Here is a 22008-nt window from a genome sequence, read left to right as displayed (position 1 = left end):
TGCGCCGCGGCAGTGCTGTCGTCATTCCCCTGTCGCCGCCAGCTGCGCAGGACTGCTGGCGGCGCTCCCACAGACTTCACTCTCACAGAGTCGACCCCAAGCTCCAGGTGCCATTGCTGCTGCGACGCCTGCTTCGCCGCCTACCATCTCCATGACTCACCTCCACCCCAAAGGCGCTGCCATGCGACTCCGCTTTGCCTTCTGCGCCGCCCTGGCGCTTGTTGCCGCACCCGCGTGGTCCGGTCCCTCGGATTTCATCCGCAACCCGCTGCATGCCGCGCAGCCCAAGGCAGCGCCGGAGGAAGCCGTGGTGCTGGTGGAGATTCCGGCGGGGAGCTTCACCAAGTACGAGACCGGGGAGGACGGGCTGATCTTCGTCGATCGCTTCCTGTCCATGCCGGTGGCGTACCCGGCCAACTACGGCTCCATGCCCAGCACGCTCGCCGGCGACCACGATCCGCTGGACGCGCTGGTGCTCACGCGCGAGCCGCTGCACCCCGGTGTGCTGATCGGCTTCCGTCCGATCGGGGTCCTGCGGATGCGCGACAAGGGCCAGCAGGACGAGAAGATCATCGGCGTGCCGACCGACAGGATCGATCCCAGCTACGCCGGCATCCGCGACCTGGCCGACCTTCCCCAGGCCGAGCGTGCGCGCCTGGAAGCCTTCTTCCGTGTCTACAAGGACCTGCCGCAGGGCCGCAACACGGTCGAACTGGCCGGCTGGGGCGATGCGGCCGAGGCCAGGGCGGTGATTGCCGCGGCCATGCAGCGCGCCGCCGCGCAAGGCAAGTGACCGACGTGGCCGGGCGAACCACGGTTCGGCGTTGGGCTGACTGAAGGAGCTTGAAACGCGGCATAGGACGTAACCGAGCTTCACTGCGTAAGTGCTGTACCGGTAGCGCCGGCCCTGTCGGCCAGCGCGAAGTACCGGATGCGGTCGGCACGCCCAGGGTGTCGGACCTGTCGTCATGCAAGGAGTGAGCAGGATGATTCCGAAGATCTTCCACATGACCGCGCCCACCAAGATCCTGCTGTGGGAAGAGCGCCGCGTGCAGCGGCGCCTGCAGCGCCTGTTGCCCGACTGGCGCGGCCAACTCTGGGACGACGCGGACAATGCCGAGTTGATGCGCCGGGCCTTCCCGCAGTTTGCCGAGCGCTACGAGGCCATCGGCTTCGGCGTGATGAAGGCCGACATCGCCCGCTGCGCCTACATGCACGCGCAGGGAGGCTTCTACTTCGATACCGACTACAAGCTGCTCAAGCCACCGGACCGCTCGATCATGTCCCAAGCCTGCGTGCTGCCGATCGAGGAGGGCGCGGTGGGTGGGCAGGCGTTCAAGATCGGCAATGCCGTTTTTGGCTCGCGCCCCGGGCATCCGTTCTGGGCCGCCTTCATCGAACACGTCTTCACCGCGCACGCGCCGGATACGCTGGAGGACCACCGCAAGATCCCGATGATCTCCGGGCCGCGCGGCATGACGGTGTTCTACCAGGCCAATCGCGCGCGTTTTCAGGACCTCTCTTTCCCGGCGCGCGATCAGTTCCATCCCGACCGGACCTGGTTCGGGCTGGGACAGAAGGCGGGGACGGTCGCCTTCGGCTCCCACCTGTGCTGGGCATCCTGGCGCGGCAAGTCCACGCGTCACGCCATCACCAATTTCCTGCGCCGCAAGCTGACCGCCGTGCCGATCTGACGCGCACGCTTTACAAAAGCCCCGAAGATCCATTTTCACCCTGATAGATCCGCATGGACATGGGATGCTTTCAGGGTTACTCAAAATCTCTCAAAGCGAAGGCCCGCATCGCGCGGGCCTTCGTTTCACACTGGGCTGCAGACGGCGCGGTGGGTCAGGCGGCTGCGGCCTGCTGCTGGCGCGGACCTTCGCGCAAGGCCTGGCCCACCATCGACACCAGCAGGTCCAGCTCGGCCTCGTCCAGGTTGAAGTGCGGGGTGAAGCGCAGCGAGTTGGCGCCGCCGTGGATCACGTTGAGACCGCGCTGGCGCAGCCATTCCTCGGTGGAGCCGGCGCCGTAGCACTTGAACTGCGGCGCCAGCTCGCAGGAGAACAGCAGGCCGGTGCCCTGCACATTGGTGATCAGACCGCCCAGCTCGCCCTTGAGCTTCTCCAGCTTGGCCACCGCCTGCGCACCGCGCTTGCGGATGTTCTCGCGCACCTGCGGCGTCAGCAGGGCCAGCGTCGCGCAGGCCGTGTCCAGGGCGCGCGGGTTGCTGGTCATGGTGTTGCCGTACACGCCCTTGCGATACAGCTGCGCGGTGCGCTCGGTCACGGCCAGCACCGACAGCGGGTACTGCGCGGCGTTGAGGGCCTTGGAATAGGTTTCCATGTCCGGCACCTCCAGTCCTTCGAAGCCCGGGTAATCCACCACCGACAGCACGCCATGCGCCCGCAGCCCGGCCTGGATGGAATCCACCAGCAGCAGGCTGCCGTGCTCGCGGGTCAGCTCGCGCGCCACCGCGTAGAAGGCGGCCGGAAGTGCGCGACCGGGGTCGCCTTCACCCATCACCGGCTCCAGGAACACCGCCTCGATAAACCAGCCCTGCTGATCGGCGTCGGCGAAGACCTTGCGCAGCGCCGCCTCGTCGTATGGCGGCACAGCGATCACCGAGTTCTCGCCGCGGTAGCTGGCCAGGTGCTGGGTGTAGGTCTTGCGGGTGGAGTCCGAATACAGGCCCGGCAGGTCGGTGCGGCCATGGAAGCTGCCCTTGACCACCACGCGCTTGATGGTGCGGCCGGCGTGGCGGGCACCAGGGTCGGTCATCAACTTGGCGTTGATGTCGACGATGCGCGTGGCCAGGCCGACCGATTCCGAACCCGAGTTCAGACACAGGAACCTGGCGAACGGGCAGCCGTCCTTGCGGGTGTGGCCGATCTCCGCGCGCATGGCCTTATCGAAGCGCAGCTGCGACAGACTAGGGGTCATGATGTTGGCCATGGCCTGCGGTTGCGCCATCGCCGCGATCACCTCCGGCGGGGTATGGCCGAAGCCGATCATCCCGTAGCCACCGGCATCGAACAGCACCGCGCCCTTCAGCGTGACCACCCACGGCCCGCAGGCGGCCAGGGCGACGTAAGGGTTCACGGCATCATCGGCGTAGAAATTCACGTAGCCGCCCTGCACGTGGGCGATCTGCTCGGCCTCGTCAAGGTCCAGCAGGTCGCCGAATTCGGCCGACAATCCCGCAAAGCGGTCGGCGGCGGCAGCGATCGCGCGGCCCAGGTCCGGGTGGCCCGCGGCCAGGCGCTCCAGGGTGGCATCGTCCAGGCCAGTGGTCAGACGGGTCCCGGCGCGGGTGCGCAGCGGGGCAAGGGGAGCGATCACGGACATGCAGACCTCATCGTTCGAATGGGCGGGGCGCCCGCGAACCCGCTCGGGCATCGCACGGCATGGGAAACGCAGACTTCCCTGCATTATTGGCGGCCCGTGACTCGCATTGGCAGGTATGATCTGAGCGAATTCACCGGCTTTTTCGTCGAAACGACGAGCGAGAACTGACACTATGACGATCTCCGCCTCAGATCAGGCCCTGCTGGCACTGCTGCGCGAGGATGCGCGCGCGCCGGTGGCCGAGATCGCCCGCCGCCTCGGCGTATCGCGCACTACCGCGCAAAGCCGGCTGGAGAAACTGGAGCGTCAAGGCGTGATTGCAGGCTACAGCGTGCGCCTGCGCGACGATGTCGAGCATGGGCATATCCGTGCGCACATCCTGATCACCGTGCGTCCCAAGCAGATGGTGGCCGTGACCAACGCCCTGCGTGCCATCGCCCAGGTGCGCGCGCTGCACTCGGTCAGCGGCCCGCATGACCTGATCGCCATCGGCATGGCGCCCACCGTCGGCGAGCTGGACGAGCTGACCGACCGCATCGGCAGCATCGACGGCGTGGAGCGCACGACGTCTTCGATCATTCTGTCGACCAAGTTCGAGCGCTGAGCGCGCGGTGTGTCCGCTAGGGGTTACATGCGACGTCGCGCTAAGCCCCTCAGGTCCTGGCGCCTGGGTGGATCGCGTCAGCGCAGGGCCATGCCGTGCCACGCCTGGATTTGACACGGCGTTCCTTGGTTGGAACCATGCGTCCAAGGCTTGTCGATGCTCCGCGGAAGGACCCCCCATGACGCGTAATCAGCCCCGTTCGTTTGCCGCCACCGCGATGCTGCTCGCCCTGGCTGCCTGCTCCCCTCCGGATTCAAGGACCGATATGAATGCCGTGATCTCATCCACTGCCGACCAGGGCGGTGCGCCTGCGTCCGCGCGCAACCCCGCGCCGAAGGATGCCTATCGCATCACCATGACCCTCAAGGATGCGCCGGGACCCTTCGCCTGGATGAAGGCGCTGGCGCAGTACGACGTGGTCAACAAGGAGTGCCTGAGCCCGCCGAAGGACAACCCCGGCGGCCGCACCGCCCCGGTGCCCACCGATGACGTGGAGATCCCGCTGCAGAAGATCTCCGAGACCGAATATGTCGGCACGGTCTACGCCGACCAGATGCTGGACCAGGACTATGCCGGCCGCGGTGTGTGCCACTGGAAGCTGATCCAGTTCCGGGTGCATATGAAGGCCACTGGGGCGCATGAGGAAACGCTCTTCATTCCCAGCATTCCCGATGACAAGCTGCTCTCGGCTTCCACCGAGCGAGTGTTCTTCAACAAGATTTCTTACTCGCATCGCGATAGTCAGTACGAGCCGATCGATACGGGAGAGAGTGATCGGTCCAAGTTTGGTCCATCGATCAAGGACACGGACCTGTTTACGGTGACATTCGCTTCTGAGAAGGAGGCGACGCCGTGACCATCAGCAGCCAGCAATACGCCGACCTGGCGGACTTCAGTTACGGGCGCGACCAGAAGGGCAATGAGCATGTCGACCTGCGGGCGCTGGTCGGCAAGGTCGTCCGCATGGAAGACGGGGCGAGCTACCGGATTCTTGCCCACGCGGACAAGCCATCGGGTTACCAGGGCACGATTTTCCAGCGCGAGGAAACGGGTGAGATCGTGGTTGCGCATCGTGGAACCGAGTTCGGTCGAGAGGCATGGAAAGATGGCGTGCTGACCGATGGAGGCATGGTCTTCAGCCGTGTCAATCAGCAGGCCGCCGATGCGATCGCGTTGACACGAGAAGCTCAGGCGCGCGCGAAGGACTACGCGCATCAGAGAAATGTCCCCGCGCCCGAAGTCACCGTCACCGGCCATTCCCTCGGCGGCACGCTGGCGCAGATCACCGCGCATCACTTCGACCTGCGCGGGGAGGCGTTCAACCCCTATGGCGCGGCAAGCCTTGACCACCGCATTCCCGAGCAGGCCACGCCCCGCATGATCAATCACGTCATGGCGGCCGATGTGGTAAGCGCGGCCAGCCCGCACTATGGCCAGGTGCGCATCTACGCCAGCGCCCGGGAGATCGGCCAGCTGCAGGCCAGCGGGTATCACAACAACTGGGCCGTGGACCTGGTGACGCCGGATCATCCATTGGCGGCGTCGGTCAACACTTCCCACATGATGCACAACTTCCTCAACGTCGACGGCGACTACAAGCGCGATGTTTCGGCGCTGGGCGACCCGGCCATGCGCACGCGCGCGAGCGAGAACGCGCGGATGATCGGCCGCTATCGCGAGGATGTTGGCGAGCTGCGTGCCGGGGCGACGCTGGCTGGCGATGCCTTCGGCATCGTCAAAGACGGCCCATTCCTCGTTCCGCGCAATGCCTATGAGCACATCCGCGAGCGACTGCAGCCGCCGCTGCCGGCGGGTGAGCCTGCGCGGGGCGAGCGCGGGCGCGGCGCGTCAGGTCCGCAAGCGGCGCCGGACATGCGCCAGCCCGGCCATCCGGCGCATGAGCGCTATCTGCAGATCCATGCCGGCGTCAGCGAGCTCGATCAGGCCAGGGGGCGCACCCCCGATGCCGCAAGCGAGCGCCTGGCCGCGGCCCTGACCGCGGCCAGTGCGCGCATGCCCTCGGTAGGTGGGGTGTCCATGAACCAGGACGGCACCCGCGCCTTCGTGGTCGATGGCTCCGACGCCCCGCTCGCCGCGCGCGAGCGCGCGCACGTGGAAGTGACCAAGGCGCTGCAGCAGCCGGTGGAGGCCAGCACCGCGCAGTGGCAGGCCGCCGCCGAGCGTCAAGGGAAGGAACGGGTCGAATGGCAGGCACAGGCGCTGGGCAACCCCGCGCTCGAGGCGCAGATGCGCATGCGCCACTGAATCGTTGGCCCGTCGCGGCGTGGCCGAGGTCCGGCCACCTCGCGACGGGCGGGGGATGACAAGCCGCCGGGGAGGCTGGCAGGCGGCGGCCCGCTACACTAGTGCGCCGACCCCACACGATCTGCCGCGTTGAAGAAGTCCGATTTCCACTACGACCTGCCGCCCGAGCTGATCGCCCAGGCGCCCTTGCCCGAGCGATCGGCCAGTCGCCTGCTGGTGGTCCCGTCCGGCGATGCGCCGCTGGCCGACCTGCATGTGCGCGACCTGCCGGGCCAACTGCGGGCCGGCGACCTGCTGGTGTTCAACGATACCCGGGTCATCCCGGCGCGCCTGTTCGGGCAGAAGGAGACCGGCGGGCGCGTGGAGATCCTGATCGAGCGCCTGCTGCCGGACAATCACGCCCATGCGCAGATCGGCGCCAGCAAGTCGCCCAAGCCGGGTGGCCGGATCGACCTGGATGCCGGCGGCAGTTGCCAGGTGCTGGGGCGGGAAGGGGAGTTCTACGAGCTGCGCTTCGATGTCGACGATGCCCTGGACAGCTGGCTGATCAAGGCCGGGCAGATGCCGCTGCCGCCCTACATCACCCGCGCGCCTGGCCAGGACGACCAGGAGCGCTACCAGACCGTATTCGCGCGTGAGCTGGGTGCGGTGGCCGCACCGACGGCCGGCCTGCATTTCGACCAGCCCCTGCTGGACCAGTTGCAGGCGCAGGGCGTGCAGTTCGGGCACATCACCCTGCACGTGGGTGCCGGGACGTTCCAGGCCATGCGTGTGGACGATGTGCACCAGCACCGCATGCACAGCGAATGGCTCAATGTCGGCGCCGAGCTGATCCAGAAGATCCGCCGCACCCGCGCCGCCGGTGGCCGCGTGATCGCCGTGGGCACCACGGTCGTGCGCGCGCTGGAGAGCGCCATGCGCGATGGCGAGCTGCAGCCCTTCGCCGGCGAAACCCGCATCTTCATCTTCCCCGGCTACCGCATCCGCAGCGTCGACGCCCTGGTCACCAATTTCCACCTGCCGGAAAGCACGCTGCTGATGCTGGTGTCCGCCTTCGCCGGCAAGCAGCGCATCCTGGATGCGTATGCCCACGCCGTGCGCGCCGGCTACCGGTTCTTCTCCTACGGCGATGCGATGCTGCTGTTCCCGCAGGCGAACGGGGAGGGGGCGGCATGAGCCGGATGTCCTTCGCCCTGCATCGTACCGACGGCCACGCCCGCCGCGGCCAGCTGACCTTCCCCCGCGGCAGCATCCAGACCCCGGCCTTCATGCCGGTGGGCACCTACGGGTCGGTCAAGGGCATCCTGCCCGAGCACATCGAGGAACTGGGCGCGGAGATCATCCTGGGCAATACCTTCCACCTGTACCTGCGGCCCGGGCTGGAGGTGATCCAGGCCCACGGTGGGCTGCATGGTTTTGCGCGCTGGAACCGGCCGATCCTGACCGATTCCGGTGGGTTCCAGGTCTTTTCGCTGGCTCATCGCCGCAAGATCAGCGAACAAGGCGTCACTTTCGCCTCGCCGACCGATGGCGCCCGGGTGTTCCTGGGGCCGGAGGAGAGCATGAAGATCCAGCACGTGCTCGACTCGGACATCGTGATGATCTTCGACGAATGCACCCCGTACCCGGCCACCGAGGGGGTGGCGCGCGCCTCGATGGAGCTGAGCCTGCGCTGGGCCAAGCGCTCGCTGGAGGCGCACCAGGCGCTGGGCAACGACGCGGCGCTGTTCGGCATCGTGCAGGGCGGGGTGCACCACGATCTGCGCAGCCGCTCGGCCGACGGCCTGCAGGCGCTGGGTTTCGACGGCTACGCCATCGGTGGCCTGGCGGTGGGCGAGCCCGAGCATGAGCGCAATGCGATGCTTGAGCACCTGCATCCGCAGCTGCCGGCCGACCGGCCGCGTTACCTGATGGGCGTGGGCCGGCCCGAGGACCTGGTGGAGGCGGTGGCGCGCGGGGTGGACATGTTCGACTGCGTCATGCCCACCCGCAACGCCCGCAACGGCCACTACTTCACCAGCTTCGGCACCGTGCGCATCCGCAATGCCAGGTACGAGCGCGACCTGGAGGTGATCGAACCGGGCTGCGGCTGCTATGCCTGCCGCAACGGCTTCACCCGCAGCTACCTGCGCCACCTGGACCGCTGCAACGAGATGCTGGGACCGATGCTCGGCACCCTGCATAACCTTTGGTATTACCAATCGCTCATGGCGCAGATCCGCCAGGCCATCGAGGAGGGGCGCTTTTCCGAGTTCCGTGCCAGCTTCCATGCCGCGCGCGGGTCCAGGCCCAGCGCCTGAGGGCGCCCGCAGCGGGCGCCGGGAACCTTTTCGGGACGGTGGCGGTCTTGATCCTGCACACCGGCGCCGGGCGCCGGCCCGTGCGCCGGCATGGCATACTCTCCGGCTGTTTTGGCCCCAATGGACCTGTAGACAATGAATTTTCTCGATTTCCTGATCCCGACCGCGCAGGCCCAGGCCGCCGGCGCCGCGCCTGCCCAGGGCGGCGGCCTGTCCATGCTGATCTTCCCGGTCGTGCTGATCGCCGTGATGTACTTCATGATGATCCGCCCGCAGATGAAGCGGCAGAAGGAGCACAAGGCGATGCTGGACAAGATCGCCCGCGGCGATGAGGTCATCACCTCCGGCGGCATCGCCGGTACGGTGGCCGAGATCGGCGAGAACTTCGTGACCGTGGAGATCGCCGACGGCGTGAAGGTGCGGGTGCAGAAGGGCGCGGTCGGTAACGTGCTGCCCAAGGGCACCTTGAAGTCGGCCTAAGCGCCGCACGGGACGGCCGGCCGCAGGGGATGCGGCCCGGCCAAGGGGCTGCGGACGCATCTCGCGTCCGGCCCGATCTGCTGGAATTTTCTCAATGCTCGAGTTTCCTCGCTGGAAGTACGTCCTGATCCTGCTGGTGCTGGCCTTCAGCACCATCTACGCCTTGCCCAACCTGTATCCGCAGGACCCGTCGGTGCAGATCCTGGCCAACCGCGGCGGCGCGCTTGACCAGGCCCTGGTCGATCGGGTGCAGGCCGACCTGAAAACGGCAGGCATCACGCCCAAGTCGGTGGCCGTCGAGGGCGACGCGCTGATGGTGCGCCTGGGCAACCTGGACGCCCAGAGCAAGGCCAACGACGTGCTGCGTGAGCGGCTCGGCGAGAACTACGTGGTGGCCGTCAACCTGGCCTCGACCGTGCCGGACTGGCTGAGCAAGCTGGGCGCGCGCCCCATGGTGCTGGGCCTGGATCTGCAGGGCGGCGTGCACTTCCTGCTGCAGGTGGACCAGAAGGCCGCGCTGGAAAAGCGCCTGGACGCCTTCGTCGAGGACGCCCGCGTGGCGCTGCGCGAGGCGCGCGTGCGCTACCAGGCGGTGCAGCGCAACGCCGCCGGCACCCTGACCATCACCCTGGCCGATGCGGCCGATGCCGACAAGGCGCGCCAGGCGCTGGCCTCCGCGCTGGCCCCGGCCTCGGCCGGCAGCGCGCCGCTGGATTTCGGTGGCAGCGGTGAGCGGCTGACCGTGTCGCTGCCGCAGAGCGAGCTGGCCACGCTGACCGGCCAGGCCATCGAGCAGAACCTGACCACGCTGCGCAACCGCGTCAACGAGTTGGGCGTGGCCGAGCCGATCATCCAGCGCCAGGGCGAGGACCGCATCGTGGTCGAGCTGCCCGGCGTGCAGGACACCGCCGCGGCCAAGCGCATCATCGGCGCCACCGCCACGCTGGAGTTCCGCTCGGTGGTCGATGGCGATGCCTTCGATGCCCAGCGCACCGGCAACGTGCCGCCGGAAGCCAAGCTGTACACCGTGCGCGACACCGGGCAGCCGGTGCTGCTGAGCAAGCGCGTGCTGGCCTCGGGCGACCAGATGGTGGGGGCCAGCGTGGGCGTGGACCAGAACGGCCTGCCGGGCGTGGACATCACCCTGAACAGCGCCGCCGGCCAGCGCATGTTCGACTTCACCAGCGCCAACGTCGGCAAGCTGATGTCGGTGGTCTACATCGAGCGCATCCCCACCGTGACCATGGTCGATGGGAAGGAAGTGCGCTCGGTCAAGGTGAAGGAAGAAGCGCTTGCGCCGACCCGCATCGCCGGCGTGTTCGGCAAGAAGTTCCAGACCACGGGACTGGAGAAGACCGAGGCGGACAACCTGGCCCGCCTGCTGCGCGCCGGTTCGCTGGCCGCGCCGATGAGCTTCGTCGAGGAGTCGGTCATCGGCCCCAGCCTGGGTGCGGAGAACGTCGAGCGCGGCATCAAGGCGGTGGTCTACTCGTTCCTGTTCACGCTGGTGTTCTTCACCATCTACTACCGCGTGTTCGGTGCGATCACCTCGGTTGCGCTGCTGTTCAACCTGCTGATCGTGGTCTCGGTGATGTCGCTGTTCGGCGCCACCATGACGCTGCCGGGCTTTGCCGGCCTGGCACTGTCGGTGGGCCTGTCGGTGGACGCTAACGTGCTGATCAACGAGCGCATCCGCGAGGAGTTGCGCGCCGGCATGCCGGGCAAGACCGCCATCGCGGCTGGCTACGAGCGCGCCAGCGGCACGATTCTCGATGCCAACCTGACCGGCCTGATCGTGGGCATCGCGCTGTACGCCTTCGGCACCGGCCCGCTCAAGGGCTTCGCGCTGACGATGATCATCGGCATCTTCGCCTCGATGTTCACCGCCATCACCGTCTCGCGCGCCATCGCCACGCTGATCTACGCGCGTCGCAAGAAGCTGCAGTCCGTGGCGATCTGACACGCGTCCCTCGCAAGAGCCCGCGCACTTCGTGCGCGGACTTTTCAACGAAGAGCATCGAACCCATGAAGCTGTTCCCGCTGCACATCATCCCCAACGACACCAAGATCGACTTCATGCGGCCGCGCTACCCCGTGCTGGCGCTGATGCTGGTCCTGCTGGTCGCCTCCTTCGCCATCATCGGCCTCAAGGGCTTCAACTACGCGCTGGAGTTCACCGGCGGCACGCTGGTGCGCGCGCACTTCGAAAAGCCCGCCGATCTGGACCAGGTGCGTGAGCGCCTGGAGCAGTCCGGCTATGAGGGCGCGCAGGTCCAGAACGCTGGCGGCAGCAACGAGCTGATGATCCGCCTGCAGCCGCATGGCGAGCACAACAACGACGACAACGCCGCCCGCACGGTGGCCGAGGACGTGCGCAAGGTCGTGACCAGCGACGCCAATCCGGTGACCGTGCAGCCGGGTGAATTCATTGGCCCGCAGGTCGGTCGCGACCTGGCCATGAACGGCGTGTACGCCACCATCTTCATGCTGGCCGGCTTCCTGATCTACATCGCCTTCCGCTTCGAATGGAAGTTTGCGGTGGTGGCCTCGATCACCGCGTTCTTCGACCTGATCCTGACCGTGGCCTACATGTCGCTGCTGGGTCGCGAGTTCGACCTGACCGTGTTGGCGGGCCTGCTGTCGGTGATGGGCTTTGCGATCAACGACATCATCGTGGTGTTCGACCGTGTCCGCGAGAACTTCCGCGCGCTGCGGGTGGAGCCGCTGGAAGTGCTGAACCGCTCGATCAACCAGACCCTGTCGCGCACGATCATCACCGCGGTGATGTTCTTCCTCTCGGCGCTGGCGCTGTACATCTACGGCGGCCGCTCGATGGAAGGCCTGGCCGAGACGCACATGGTCGGTGCGGTGATCGTGGTGGTGTCCTCGGTGATCGTGGCCGTGCCGCTGCTGAGCATCGGCCCCTTCAAGGTCAGCAAGCAGGACCTGTTGCCCAAGGCCAAGGACGAGGAAGCCCTGGCGCGCAGGCCTTGAGGCGAGGAGTGAGTGGGGAGGAGTGAGGAGTGAGGGGTGGGACGCCTGCCGGACTCCTTTCTGCCGAGCGATACCAAAAAGCCCGCGCATTGCGCGGGCTTTTTTTGATGGTCCGTCTGCCGGGTAGACACGCCGACACGCAGATTGGTGCCATGGCGATGGTGGATGGAAGAGCGCCATCCACCCTACGTAGGGTGGACAACGCGGAGCTTGTCCTCCGAGGCATCCGTTGCGCCAGATTACGAGTGGAGCGCCCCCGAACGGCTTTGCGCGTTGGAGCGAATGACACGCCTCAATCCATCGGCGTCGTCGTTTCTCGATGGTGGTTGGGGGGGGCCATCCACCCTACGTAGGGTGGACAACGCGAAGCTTGTCCACCGAGGCGCGCGCTGCGGCGCGATCACAAGCGATGCCGCTCACCAAGGGCTGTCGCGCACCGAGGGCTGCTGCGCTGGAATGGGTCACACGCCTCCCTCCATGCACGTGATCCGCCTCGCGGCGATGGTGGATGGAAAAGCGCCATCCACCCTACGTAGGGTGGACAACGCGGAGCTTGTCCACCGAGGCATCCGTTGCGGCAGATCACGAGGGAAGCCGCCCACGAACGGCTTTGCGCGTTGGAGCGAGCGACATGCCTCAATCCATCGGCGTCGTCGCTTCGGCGATGGTGGATGGAAGAGCGCCATCCACCCTACGGTGCGGCTCGGCCGCCTTGCGGACGCGCTCGGGCGGTGGGCTAGGGCGCGGGGCAGGTCAGGCGTTGAGTGGAGCCCGGGAAGGGCAGTGAGGCATCAGCCCCCTGGCACCGCCCTCGCTCACTCCTCACTCCTCTCCGCTCACTCCTGCCTCAATTGAACGCAGCCGCATATCCAGAGGCGCTGATGACCTTCTGCAGCGAGTCGGCGATCTTCACGTTGCCAGCCAGCAGCGGGCGGGTGTCTGGGCCCTTGTCGTCCATGCGCGCGGTGTTGGCGCCCTTGAAGTCGCTGATGCGGCCACCGGCTTCGCGCACCAGCAGGGCGCCGGCGGCGATGTCCCAGGCCTTGACCCCGGCTTCGAAGTACGCGTCCAGGCGGCCGCAGGCCACATAGGCCAGGTCCAGCGCGGCCGAGCCGGTGCGGCGCACGTCCTCGGCGTGGACCAGCAGGGCGCGGATGCAGTCCAGCTGGGCGCCGGCGCGGGCGCGCTCGCGCGGCGGGAAGCCGGTGCCGATGACCGCGCCGGCGATGTCCTTGCGGTCGCTGACGCGGATCTTGCGCTCGTTGAGCTGGGCCCCGGCGCCGCGGCTGGCGGTGAACAGCTCGTTGCGCAGCGGGTCGTAGATCACCGCGTCGGTGGGTTCGCCGTTGTCCACCAGGGCGATGGACACGCAGTAGTGCGGAAAGCCGCGCAGGTAATTGCTGGTGCCGTCCAGCGGGTCGATCACGAAATTGAAGCGGGCGTTCTTGCCGACCAGCGAGCCGCCTTCCTCGCCGATGATCCCGTACTCGGGATAGCCGCGGCGCAGCTCCTTGATGATGACCTTCTCCGCATCGGCGTCCACTTCGCTGGCGTAGTCCTGGCGACCCTTCTCGACCACGTTCAGGCTGCCGAGCTTGGCGATGTTGCGCAGCAGAACCCCACCTCCGGAGCGTGCGGCCTTGGTCATGACGGTGACAACGGGATTGAGCATGGCGAAACGACCTCGGACAGGCAGCGATAGCGGGCGGTGGGAAAGAGCGCCAGGCGTCATGCGGACTGACGCCGGTCGGGCAGTTTACCATCTGCGGATGAACGACCCAGACCTTTCCGCCGTTGCCTGGCGCGGCGACGCCTTCGCCTCCCGTATCCGCTTCGTCCTGGTGGGCACCCAGCACCCTGGCAACATCGGCGCGGCCGCCCGCGCGCTCAAGACCATGGGCCTGTCCGAGCTGGTGCTGGTGGCGCCGGAGGACTTCCCGGCCGATGAGGCCTTCCGTCGCGCCGCGGGCGCCGATGACCTGCTGGCCCAGGCGCGCGTCACCGCCACGCTGGCCGAGGCCGTGTCCGACTGTCGCCTGGTGCTGGGCAGCACCGCCCGTGCGCGGCGGGTGGCGCTGGACGAGTACGCCCCGCGCCAGGCCGCCGCCCGGGCGGTGCAGGCCAGTAGCGAGGGGGTGGTGGCCTTCGTGTTCGGGCGCGAGCGCACCGGCCTGACCAACGAGGAACTGCAGCTGTGCCATGCCGCGGTGCATATCCCGGCCAACCCCGAGTACAGCTCGCTCAACCTGGCCGCGGCGGTGCAGATCCTGGCTTATGAGGTGCGGCTGGCCGCGCCGGAGCAGTTCGCCGCGGCCGAGCCTGCGGCCGATGCCGTCCTGGCCAGCCACGCGCAGCTGGAGGGCTTTTTCACCCAGCTGGGGCAGACCCTGGACGAGATCGACTTCCACAAGGGCCGCACCCCGGATTCGGCGATGCGCAAGCTGCGGCGCCTGTTCCTGCGCAGCGACCTGAGCGAGCAGGAAGTGCGGCTGCTGCGCGGCATCCTCGCCGATGCCCAGCGCATGGCGCGGCTGGCGGTTGAGGGCGGTGTTGTCCGGCGGGAATGAATTGGGCTAACGTGCTCGGATCATCCGGGAGAGCCCGTTTCGTGCGACATCGTGCCTGCGTTGGCCTCGGATTGCTGCTGTCCTGTCTCGTTGCCTGGGCGGCCATGGCGCAGAGCACCTCCAAGGCCTTGCCCGCCCCGGTCTCCGAGGGCGGGCATGTCCTGGTGCTGGGGCGCATCAGCGACGATCCCCGCGCGCATTACGAGCAGTTGCGCCCCCTGCTGGACTATGTGGTGCCGCGCATGCGCGATGTCGGCATCACCGAGGGCCGGGTGCTGATGGCGCGCGATCCGCAGCAGATGGCGATCTACCTGCGCAGCGGCCGGGTGGACTGGGTCACCGAGACCGCTGGCACCGGCATGCAGCTACAGCGACGCAGCGGGGCCAAGCCGCTGCTGCTGACCGAGCGCAACGGCGTCAGCCGCTACCGCAGTTTGTTCATCGTGCGCCGCGGCAGCGGCATCCACACGCTGGCCGATCTGGTCGGGCGCAGCGTCGCATTCCAAAGCACGTCCTCCACCAGCGCCTATCTGGTGCCGGCCATGACCCTGCTGCAGGCGGGGCTGCGCCCGGAGCTGATGTTGTCGCCGCGCGAGTCGGTCAACCGCGGCAAGGTCGGCTACCTGTTCGCGCGTTCTGAACTGAACATCTCCACCTGGGTCGCCAAGGGCATGGTGGATGCCGGCGCGGTCAGCGACCTGGACTGGAACGATGACCGCCGCATGCCGGCCTCCTTTCGCAACCAGCTCGAGGTGATCCACCGCACGGCCGAGTACCCGCGTGCGCTGGAAATGGTGCGTGCCGACCTGCCGGCGCCGGTGGAGGCGCGCCTGCGCCAGGTCCTGCTGGAAGCATCGCGTGAGCCGGAAGGCCAGCAGGCGCTGCGGCGCTTCTTCGGCACCACGCGGTTCCTGGAGGTGGACGCGCCGACACGCCAGGCCTTGGAGCAGTTGTCCGCCGGGGCAGCCCAGGTGCGGGACGCGCTGGAATGAGGCTGCGCTTCGGGCTGCAGGCCCGCTACCTGGTGGGCATGACCCTGGTCCTGGCCCTGGTGGCCGGCCTGGTGGTGGTGTTGATGGCGCGGCAGACCGCGCTGCAGGATGAGATCGACCGCCTCGGCGGCGAGGCCGTGCGGTCCATGGCCAGCGAGAGCATGGAGCGTCGCGGCACGGCGATGGCCCAGCAGCTGTCCGATGCGCTGGCCAACCCGATGTACTTCTCCGACATGCAGGCCATCGGCGACATCGTCAGCGCCACCGCGCGCCAGCCGGACGTGGCCTACGTGCTGGTGTTCGACCGTGACCGGCGCGTGCTGCACGACGGGTCGCTGGACATCACCCGTTACGGGCAGCCCATGGAAGACCCGCTGGCCGCCCGTGCCGCCTCCGGCAGCGGCCCGCTGGTGCAATGGTCCGACCAGGTGCTGGATGTCTCCCAGCCGGTGCGGGTGGGCGGCGAGACCTTGGGTGGGGTGCGCATCGGTTACTCCCTCAAGCAGGTGCGAGGCACCCAGCTGAAGGCGGCGCAGTCCTTGCGTGGGCACCTGGCGACGCTGCGCGAGCGGCAGAGCCAGCTGCTGATCGGCCTGCTGGTGGTGCTGGGGGTGCTGCTGCTGGCCATCGCCGCCTATGTGCAGCGCACGGTCATCCGCCCGATCCGCCAGCTGTCCGAGGCCACCCGCGCCATCGGCAGCGGCGACTACGACGCCAGCCACCTGGTCAGCCGCCGCCAGGACGAGATGGGCGAGCTGGTGCGCTCCTTCGTGGACATGAACGCCCGCATCGCCCAGCACGATCGCGACGTGCGGCGCATGGCCTACACCGACGCCTTGACCGGCCTGACCAACCGGCTGGCCTTCCGCGAGAGCCTGGACCATCGGCTGATGCTGCTGCGTGGCGCCGGGCGCGAGCTGGCGTTGCTGTTCGCCGATATCGACGACTTCAAGCGGGTCAACGACACGTTGGGCCACGAGGCTGGCGATGAGGTGCTGGTGCAGTTCGCCCATCGCATCCGCGCCACGGTCGAGCGCCTGGGCGGCGACGACGCGCTGCTGGCGCGCTTCGGTGGCGACGAGTTCGTGATCCTGGTGCAGGACGGGCAGGTCCGCGAGGTCGCCTCGGCCCTGGCCGAGCAACTGGCGCGCGACCTTGGCCAGCCGCTGGTGGTGCAGGGGCGGCAGGTGTTCCTGGGCACTTCGATCGGCATCACCCTGTTCCCTGAGGATGCCTCCGGGGCCACGGCGCTGATGAAGAACGGCGATGTGGCCATGTACCAGGCCAAGATGGCCGGCAAGAACTGCTACCGCTTCTACAGCCGGGCGATGGACCAGGCGGTGGAGCGGCGCGTGCGCATGGAGCAAGAGCTGCGCGGCGCCTGGGAGCGCGGCGAGCTGAGCCTGCTGTACCAGCCGATCCACCGCCTGTCCGACCGCAAGGTGGTCGGGGCCGAGGCGCTGCTGCGCTGGCAGCACCCGCAGCTGGGGTCGGTGCCGCCTTCGGTGTTCATCGATGTGGCCGAGCACAGCGGGCTGATCGAGATCATCGGGCCCCAGGTCCTGCGCACGGCCTGTGCGGCAGCGGCGCGCTGGGGGGCGGGGCTGGCGCCGTCGGATTTGCCGTTCGTGTCGGTGAACGTGTCCGCGCGCCAGCTGCACAGCGGCGACCTGCCCGAGCTGGTCGCCGGCTGCCTGCGCGACGCGGGCCTGCCGGCCTCGCGCCTGCACCTGGAGCTGACCGAGACGGCGGTCATCAGTGACGAGGCGCACGCCAGCGCGCTGCTGTCCAAGCTGCATCGCGCCGGAGTGCGGGTGTGGCTGGACGATTTCGGCACCGGCTTTTCCGGGCTGAGCCACTTGCGGCGCGTGCCGGTGGACGGGGTCAAGATCGACCGCAGCTTCATCGCCGACCTGCAGCGCGACCCCGACGACCTGGCCCTGACCACGGCCATCATCGCCATGGCCCACTCGCTGGGGATCACGGTGGTGGCCGAAGGCGTGGAGAAGGAGGCCCAGGCCGACCTGCTGCACGAGCGCGGCTGCGACCTGGCCCAGGGCTACTGGTTCGGTTATCCGATGACCTCGGCCGAGTTCGACCAGCTGCTGCGCTAAGGCCAGCGGCCTGCGCCAGCCGCTCAGCTCCAGCGCTGGAACAGGTCCATCGTCATCTGCACCAGGTTCCCGGACAGGAACCCGAACACCACCACCGCGATCGCACCCACCAGCCAGGCCACCAGCATCAGCAGGCCGTCGCGCTCCAGCAGCGCGAACACGAACAACAGCAGCAAGACGCCGAACAGGTAATTGGTGAACGGGATGGGCAGCGCCAGCAGCAGGCCCAGGCCGATCAGCAGCGCGCCGGTGACCGCGCCGAGCATGCGGCTGTCCAGCGTGGACTGCAGGCGCGGGCGCACGGCTTTTTCCAGCCAGCCCAGCGGGCGGGCCATCAGGTCGCGGAAGCGCACGATGGAGCTGCGGTGCGGCCCGCGCACGGCCATGAAGCGAGGGATCCATGGCTTGCGCAGACCGATCAGCAGCTGCGCGCCGACCAGCATCACCAGCGGGCCGCTGATGCCGCCGGCCAGGCCCGGCACCGGCAGGAACGAGGGCAGCACGGCGATGAACAGCAGCATGCCGAAGGCGCTCTGCTGCAGGTCGGCCATGACCTCGCCCAAGGGGATGCGCGCTTCCGGATCCCCGGCCGCCAGCTGGTCCAGCACATCGCGGGTGCCGGCCGCATGGGTCGCGGCACCGGGGCGCTGCGGCTCATCCGACGGTGTCATCTTCCTCGTCCTCGGGCAGGCGGCTGAGCAGCAGCTTGTCCACGCGGGCCCCGTCCAGATCGACCACCTCGATGCGCCAGCCGGCCCAGTCGAAATGCTCGCCGGTGTGCGGGATGCGGCCGAAGTGCTCAATCACCATGCCGGCCACGGTGTGGTAGTCGCCGTCCTCCTCGCGTGGCAGCGCCACGCCCCCCATCAGTTCGCGCAGGTCGTCATTGGACAGCGAGCCGTCGATCAGCATCGAGCCGTCCTCGCGGGTCACCACCAGCGCGCTCGGGTCCGGGTTGTCCGCGGCCTGGTGGTAGCGGCCGACCACCGCGTTCATCAGGTCGCTCAGCGTCACCATGCCCTGGATCTCGCCGTACTCGTCCACCACCAGGGCCAGCGACTGCTGCTCTTCGCGCAGGATCTCCAGCAGCTTCATCGCATGGGTGGACTCGGACACGAACAGCGGCTCGCGCAGCTCGGTGAACAGCTCCGGCGAGTGATCGGCGATACGGTCCAGCAGGGACTTCACCTCCAGGATGCCGACCACCTCCTGGTCGTTGTTCCTGTAGACCGGGAAGCGCGAGTAGCGCGACTGGCGCATGGTCTGGAGGTTGTCGGCGTAGGGCGCGGCCACATCCAGCCAGATGATGCGCTTGCGCGGGGTCATCAGGCTGTCGGCGGTACGGTCGCCCAGGCGCAGCACGCGGTTGACCATGTTGCGCTCGTCGTCGTCGATCACGCCCTGCTCGTGGCTCTCGCTGACCAGCAGGCGGATCTCCTCTTCGGTGACCGCGTGGCGGGCGTCGTCCTTGATGCCCATCAGCCGCAGGACGCCGCGGTTGATGGCGCCCAGGAGGAACACCACCGGGCGCGCCATGCGCAGCAGCCAGGTCAGCGGGATGGCGACTACCGCGGCGATCTTCTCCGGGTTGGTCAAGGCCAGGCGCTTGGGGATCAGCTCGCCGAAGATCACATAGCCGGCGGTGATCAGCGTCACCGCGGTGGCCACGCCGATCTTGCCGGCGTACTGGTCGATGCCCGGGACCCAGCCGGACAGCCAGCCGGCGATGATCGCGCCGATGGCGTCGCCGCCGAACACGCCGCCCAGGATGCCGATCAGGTTGATGCCGATCTGCACCGTGGACAGCAGGTTGTCGGGATGCTCGGCCAGCGCCAGCGCCGCGCGGGCACCGCGGCTGTCGGCGGCCATCTGCTTCAGGCGCAGCTTGCGCGAGGTCATCAGGGCCATCTCCGACAGGGCGAAGAAGGCGTTGAGGACGATCAGGAACAAGACGATCAGCAGCTCCAGCACGTCGCGGCCTCCTGCTCAAAAGGGGAGGGCGGAACGTGTCCGGCGGGGGCCGCGGTCGCGGGGCGGCGAGGGTGCGTGGGGTCGTCGTCCATAGGGTGCGCCGGTGAGGGCGCCGGGGGAGTCTAGCAAAGCCAGCGAGCGATGCCCGGTTTCGGGGCTTGCAAGATTGCAAGCAAGCCGGTGAGCGTGGCGTGGTGCCCCCTGGCCGGGGCGCGGTGGGGGGGGCCGCCAGGGGCGACGGCGGCGGCGGAGCTGTCATAATTCGCCCCCTGAGCCGTCCACTCCGCGACGGCGGGATTGCCCGATGTTTTCTCTGCAGACCATCTTCGGTTCCGGCCAGCAGTTCTACACCCTGCTCGACGAGGCCGCCGACGCCGCCTACGACAGCACCAAGGCGCTGCACGCGATGATGAAGAGCGCCGACCGCCAGCCGGCGCTGGACGCCTTCAAGCTGGCCCGCCAGCGCGAGCGCCAGGCCTCGGACAAGATCGGCCAGGCACTGGTGGACAGCTTCATCACCCCGATCGAGCGCGAGGACATCGAGGCGCTGGGCTCGGCCCTGCACAAGATCCCCAAGCAGGTGGAGAAGTTCGCCGACCGCTACTCGTTGGCGATCAAGCACCTGGAGCACATCGATTTCGCCCCGCGCGCGGCCATGCTGGAACAGGCCGCCGGGGTGGTGAAGGAGATGGTGGACGTGCTGCCCAAGATGAACCTGGACCGCACCACCGCCCTGTACGAGAAACTGCGCGCGCTGGAGAACGAGGCCGACCGCCTCATGCTGGAGCTGTATCGCGACATCTACTCTGGCCGCCTGGACAGCCTGCAGATGTTCCTGCTGAAGGAATTCTTCGAGATCTTGGAGAAGGCCATCGACCGCTGCCAGGAAGCGGGCGCGGTGGTCTACCAGATCGTGTTGAAGAACTCCTGATCGCCATGCCGTCGATCCGCATGTTGACCGGCTTTGCGCACCACGGGCTTGGCGTGGCCGCGTTCTCGGCATCCCGCCATGTTCCTTTCCGCGCCAAGGCCGCGCGCCGCAGCGCCGCCGTGGACGCAACGGGGGGCACGTCATGCTGACGCTCGTGCTTGTCGTGATCCTGGCCGCGCTCGTCTTCGAGTTCATCAACGGCTTCCACGACACCGCCAATTCCATCGCCACGGTGGTGGCGACCAAGGTGCTGGCGCCGGGCTGGGCCGTAGCCCTGGCCGCGGCGATGAACCTGATCGGCGCCCTTACCGGCACCGCGGTGGCCGCGACCATCGCCACCGGCATCATCAACACCAATGTGGTCGATGCCAGCTCGCAGGTCATCCTGTGCGCGCTGCTGGGCGGCATCGTGTGGAACCTGATCACCTGGTGGAAGGGCCTGCCGTCCTCCTCCAGCCATGCGCTGATCGGCGGCCTGTGCGGTGCGGCGCTGGCCGCCGCACACAACAACTGGGACGCGCTGATCTGGTCGGAGACCGCCGGCCACTGGGTCAAGAACAAGGGCCTGCTGTGGAAGGTGTTCGTGCCCATGATCAGTTCGCCGATCGCCGGCTTCGTGCTGGGCGTGCTGGTGATGCTGCTGCTGTGGGCGATCATCGCCGGCATGGCCCGCGCCGGCGGCATCCTGCGGCGGATGGCGCGCCCGCGCTGGGTCAATGCGTTCTTCGGCAAGGCGCAGATCGCCTCGGCCGCGTACATGGGCTATGCCCACGGCCACAACGACGCGCAGAAGACCATGGGCATCATCGCGCTGACACTGATGGGCGCGCAGGCCGGTGGCGTGCTCGACGACCTGCCGGGCTGGCTGTCCTTCCTGCACCCGGACCCGGCCGCTGGCGGCACCGACGTGGCGCTGTGGATCGTGCTGACCTGCGCGGTGGTGATGGCGCTGGGCACGGCCTCGGGCGGCTGGAAGATCATCAAGACGCTCGGCCACAAGATGGTGAAGTTGCACCCGATCAACGGCTTCGCCGCCGAGGTCAGTTCAGCCACCATCCTCACGGTGGCAGCCAGTTTCGGCATGCCGGTGTCGACCACGCACAGCATCTCCACGGCCATCATGGGCGTGGGCTATGCCAAGAATCCCAAGGCGCTCAAGCTGAGCGTGATCGAGCGCATCGTGTGGGCGTGGATCCTGACGATCCCGGCGGCCGGTGCGATCGCCTATGGCATGTTGTGGGCATTGCAGCAGGTGGGTTGGGCGTAGGCCTGTTCGCCTTTTACCATCGGTGACTGGAACGGGAAGCCTCAAGGCTTCCCGTTTTCGTTTTGATGCCTGGTGATTCGCCTCATCGGATCTCGAATAACCTTTCTTCGCCATAGTCGAGCCGCGTGCACATCGTTCCTGTGGGAGCGGCTTCAGCCGCGAAGGGGCTTTCCCA

General features: G+C 67.8%; 18 protein-coding genes and 2 pseudogenes. 16 read left to right on the top strand and 4 right to left on the bottom strand.

Annotated elements, in window-relative coordinates; genetic code table 11:
* Positions 1–181 precede the first annotated feature (181 nt).
* The gene (locus tag EPA99_RS01125; RefSeq protein WP_129469354.1) at positions 182–793 is read left to right on the top strand and encodes an inorganic diphosphatase; all 612 of its coding nucleotides are present in this window, start codon (positions 182–184) and stop codon (positions 791–793) included.
* A 193-nt stretch (positions 794–986) separates the two neighbouring features.
* A complete protein-coding gene (locus EPA99_RS01120; protein ID WP_129469353.1) occupies positions 987–1694 on the top strand; it encodes a glycosyltransferase family 32 protein in 708 nt (235 codons plus the stop codon).
* A gap of 154 nt (positions 1695–1848) precedes the next feature.
* On the opposite strand, the gene EPA99_RS01115 is transcribed toward EPA99_RS01120, so the two are convergent.
* A complete protein-coding gene (locus EPA99_RS01115) occupies positions 1849–3348 on the bottom strand; it encodes an aminotransferase class III-fold pyridoxal phosphate-dependent enzyme (protein ID WP_129469352.1) in 1500 nt (499 codons plus the stop codon).
* Between the two features lie 172 nt (positions 3349–3520).
* Here EPA99_RS01115 and EPA99_RS01110 point away from each other — a divergent pair, with 172 nt between their 5' ends.
* The 8 genes from EPA99_RS01110 (at position 3521) to secF (ending at position 11991) form a co-directional block, all read left to right on the top strand.
* Positions 3521–3952, top strand: coding sequence for an Lrp/AsnC family transcriptional regulator (locus EPA99_RS01110; RefSeq protein WP_129469351.1), 432 nt, complete (start codon positions 3521–3523; stop codon positions 3950–3952).
* 274 nt (positions 3953–4226) lie between these two features.
* Positions 4227–4808, top strand: coding sequence for a hypothetical protein (locus EPA99_RS01105; RefSeq protein ID WP_129469350.1), 582 nt, complete (start codon positions 4227–4229; stop codon positions 4806–4808).
* Positions 4805–6217 carry an XVIPCD domain-containing protein gene (locus tag EPA99_RS01100; RefSeq protein WP_129469349.1) on the top strand — a complete coding sequence of 471 codons (1413 nt, stop codon included), beginning with the start codon at positions 4805–4807 and terminating at the stop codon, positions 6215–6217. The genes EPA99_RS01105 and EPA99_RS01100 overlap by 4 nt, the downstream gene beginning before the upstream one ends.
* 129 nt (positions 6218–6346) lie before the next feature.
* A complete protein-coding gene (gene queA / locus EPA99_RS01095; RefSeq protein WP_129469348.1) occupies positions 6347–7393 on the top strand; it encodes a tRNA preQ1(34) S-adenosylmethionine ribosyltransferase-isomerase QueA in 1047 nt (348 codons plus the stop codon).
* Positions 7390–8517, top strand: coding sequence for a tRNA guanosine(34) transglycosylase Tgt (gene tgt, locus EPA99_RS01090; RefSeq protein ID WP_129469347.1), 1128 nt, complete (start codon positions 7390–7392; stop codon positions 8515–8517). Before queA ends, tgt begins: the two co-directional genes overlap by 4 nt.
* 135 nt (positions 8518–8652) lie before the next feature.
* The gene (yajC, locus tag EPA99_RS01085) at positions 8653–8997 is read left to right on the top strand and encodes a preprotein translocase subunit YajC (protein ID WP_129469346.1); all 345 of its coding nucleotides are present in this window, start codon (positions 8653–8655) and stop codon (positions 8995–8997) included.
* Positions 8998–9091: 94 nt separating this feature from the next.
* A complete protein-coding gene (gene secD, locus EPA99_RS01080; RefSeq protein WP_129469345.1) occupies positions 9092–10957 on the top strand; it encodes a protein translocase subunit SecD in 1866 nt (621 codons plus the stop codon).
* A 65-nt stretch (positions 10958–11022) separates the two neighbouring features.
* Positions 11023–11991 (top strand): protein translocase subunit SecF, encoded by a 969-nt coding sequence (gene secF / locus EPA99_RS01075; RefSeq protein ID WP_129469344.1) that lies wholly within the window; start codon positions 11023–11025, stop codon positions 11989–11991.
* A gap of 847 nt (positions 11992–12838) precedes the next feature.
* Here secF and EPA99_RS01070 read toward each other — a convergent pair.
* The gene (locus EPA99_RS01070; protein WP_129469343.1) at positions 12839–13663 is read right to left on the bottom strand and encodes an inositol monophosphatase family protein; all 825 of its coding nucleotides are present in this window, start codon (positions 13661–13663) and stop codon (positions 12839–12841) included.
* Positions 13664–13760: 97 nt separating this feature from the next.
* On the opposite strand from EPA99_RS01070, the gene EPA99_RS01065 reads away from it, so the two are divergent.
* From EPA99_RS01065 to EPA99_RS19125, 4 genes and pseudogenes are all read left to right on the top strand, one after another.
* Positions 13761–14558, top strand: coding sequence for an RNA methyltransferase (locus tag EPA99_RS01065; RefSeq protein WP_241688211.1), 798 nt, complete (start codon positions 13761–13763; stop codon positions 14556–14558).
* 104 nt (positions 14559–14662) lie between these two features.
* Positions 14663–15550: a phosphate/phosphite/phosphonate ABC transporter substrate-binding protein gene (locus tag EPA99_RS01060; RefSeq protein ID WP_129469341.1), complete on the top strand. Its 888-nt coding sequence runs from the start codon at positions 14663–14665 to the stop codon at positions 15548–15550.
* Positions 15547–16851: pseudogene (locus EPA99_RS19130) on the top strand (diguanylate cyclase domain-containing protein); the annotation flags it as partial. The gene EPA99_RS01060 and the pseudogene EPA99_RS19130, both read left to right, overlap by 4 nt.
* 69 nt (positions 16852–16920) lie before the next feature.
* Positions 16921–17664, top strand: a pseudogene (locus EPA99_RS19125) (putative bifunctional diguanylate cyclase/phosphodiesterase); the annotation flags it as partial.
* Positions 17665–17687: 23 nt separating this feature from the next.
* Here EPA99_RS19125 and EPA99_RS01050 read toward each other — a convergent pair.
* Complete coding sequence (locus EPA99_RS01050) at positions 17688–18335, bottom strand: exopolysaccharide biosynthesis protein (protein ID WP_129469339.1); 648 nt, start codon at positions 18333–18335, stop codon at positions 17688–17690.
* Positions 18319–19635, bottom strand: a complete 1317-nt coding sequence (locus EPA99_RS01045; protein WP_129469338.1) for a hemolysin family protein — start codon at positions 19633–19635, stop codon at positions 18319–18321. Before EPA99_RS01045 ends, EPA99_RS01050 begins: the two co-directional genes overlap by 17 nt.
* A 304-nt stretch (positions 19636–19939) precedes the next feature.
* Between EPA99_RS01045 and EPA99_RS01040 the strand changes: the two genes are divergently transcribed.
* Both EPA99_RS01040 and EPA99_RS01035 read left to right on the top strand, forming a co-directional pair.
* Entirely contained in the window at positions 19940–20566 is a 627-nt protein-coding gene (locus EPA99_RS01040) for a DUF47 domain-containing protein (RefSeq protein WP_129469337.1), read from the top strand.
* A 142-nt stretch (positions 20567–20708) separates the two neighbouring features.
* Positions 20709–21833, top strand: coding sequence for an inorganic phosphate transporter (locus EPA99_RS01035; protein WP_129469336.1), 1125 nt, complete (start codon positions 20709–20711; stop codon positions 21831–21833).
* The last annotated feature ends 175 nt before the right edge of the window (positions 21834–22008 follow it).

This window comes from Pseudoxanthomonas composti, assembly GCF_004122095.1.
Taxonomy (GTDB): domain Bacteria; phylum Pseudomonadota; class Gammaproteobacteria; order Xanthomonadales; family Xanthomonadaceae; genus Pseudoxanthomonas_A; species Pseudoxanthomonas_A composti.
Note: the sequence above shows the minus strand (reverse complement) of the source record. Positions and strands in the feature narration are given on the sequence as shown.

Bases quoted from the DNA above. Each gene is read 5' to 3' on its own strand.
- tgt (WP_129469347.1), top strand. From the start codon at position 7,390: ATGAGCCGGATGTCCTTCGCCCTGCATCGTACCGACGGCCACGCCCGC.
- EPA99_RS01040 (WP_129469337.1), top strand. From the start codon at position 19,940: ATGTTTTCTCTGCAGACCATCTTCGGTTCCGGCCAGCAGTTCTACACC.
- secD (WP_129469345.1), top strand. From the start codon at position 9,092: ATGCTCGAGTTTCCTCGCTGGAAGTACGTCCTGATCCTGCTGGTGCTG.
- EPA99_RS01115 (WP_129469352.1), bottom strand. From the start codon at position 3,348: ATGTCCGTGATCGCTCCCCTTGCCCCGCTGCGCACCCGCGCCGGGACC.
- EPA99_RS01070 (WP_129469343.1), bottom strand. From the start codon at position 13,663: ATGCTCAATCCCGTTGTCACCGTCATGACCAAGGCCGCACGCTCCGGA.
- secF (WP_129469344.1), top strand. From the start codon at position 11,023: ATGAAGCTGTTCCCGCTGCACATCATCCCCAACGACACCAAGATCGAC.
- yajC (WP_129469346.1), top strand. From the start codon at position 8,653: ATGAATTTTCTCGATTTCCTGATCCCGACCGCGCAGGCCCAGGCCGCC.
- EPA99_RS01125 (WP_129469354.1), top strand. From the start codon at position 182: ATGCGACTCCGCTTTGCCTTCTGCGCCGCCCTGGCGCTTGTTGCCGCA.
- EPA99_RS01065 (WP_241688211.1), top strand. From the start codon at position 13,761: ATGAACGACCCAGACCTTTCCGCCGTTGCCTGGCGCGGCGACGCCTTC.
- EPA99_RS01060 (WP_129469341.1), top strand. From the start codon at position 14,663: ATGGCGCAGAGCACCTCCAAGGCCTTGCCCGCCCCGGTCTCCGAGGGC.
- EPA99_RS01110 (WP_129469351.1), top strand. From the start codon at position 3,521: ATGACGATCTCCGCCTCAGATCAGGCCCTGCTGGCACTGCTGCGCGAG.
- EPA99_RS01035 (WP_129469336.1), top strand. From the start codon at position 20,709: ATGCTGACGCTCGTGCTTGTCGTGATCCTGGCCGCGCTCGTCTTCGAG.
- EPA99_RS01120 (WP_129469353.1), top strand. From the start codon at position 987: ATGATTCCGAAGATCTTCCACATGACCGCGCCCACCAAGATCCTGCTG.
- EPA99_RS01050 (WP_129469339.1), bottom strand. From the start codon at position 18,335: ATGACACCGTCGGATGAGCCGCAGCGCCCCGGTGCCGCGACCCATGCG.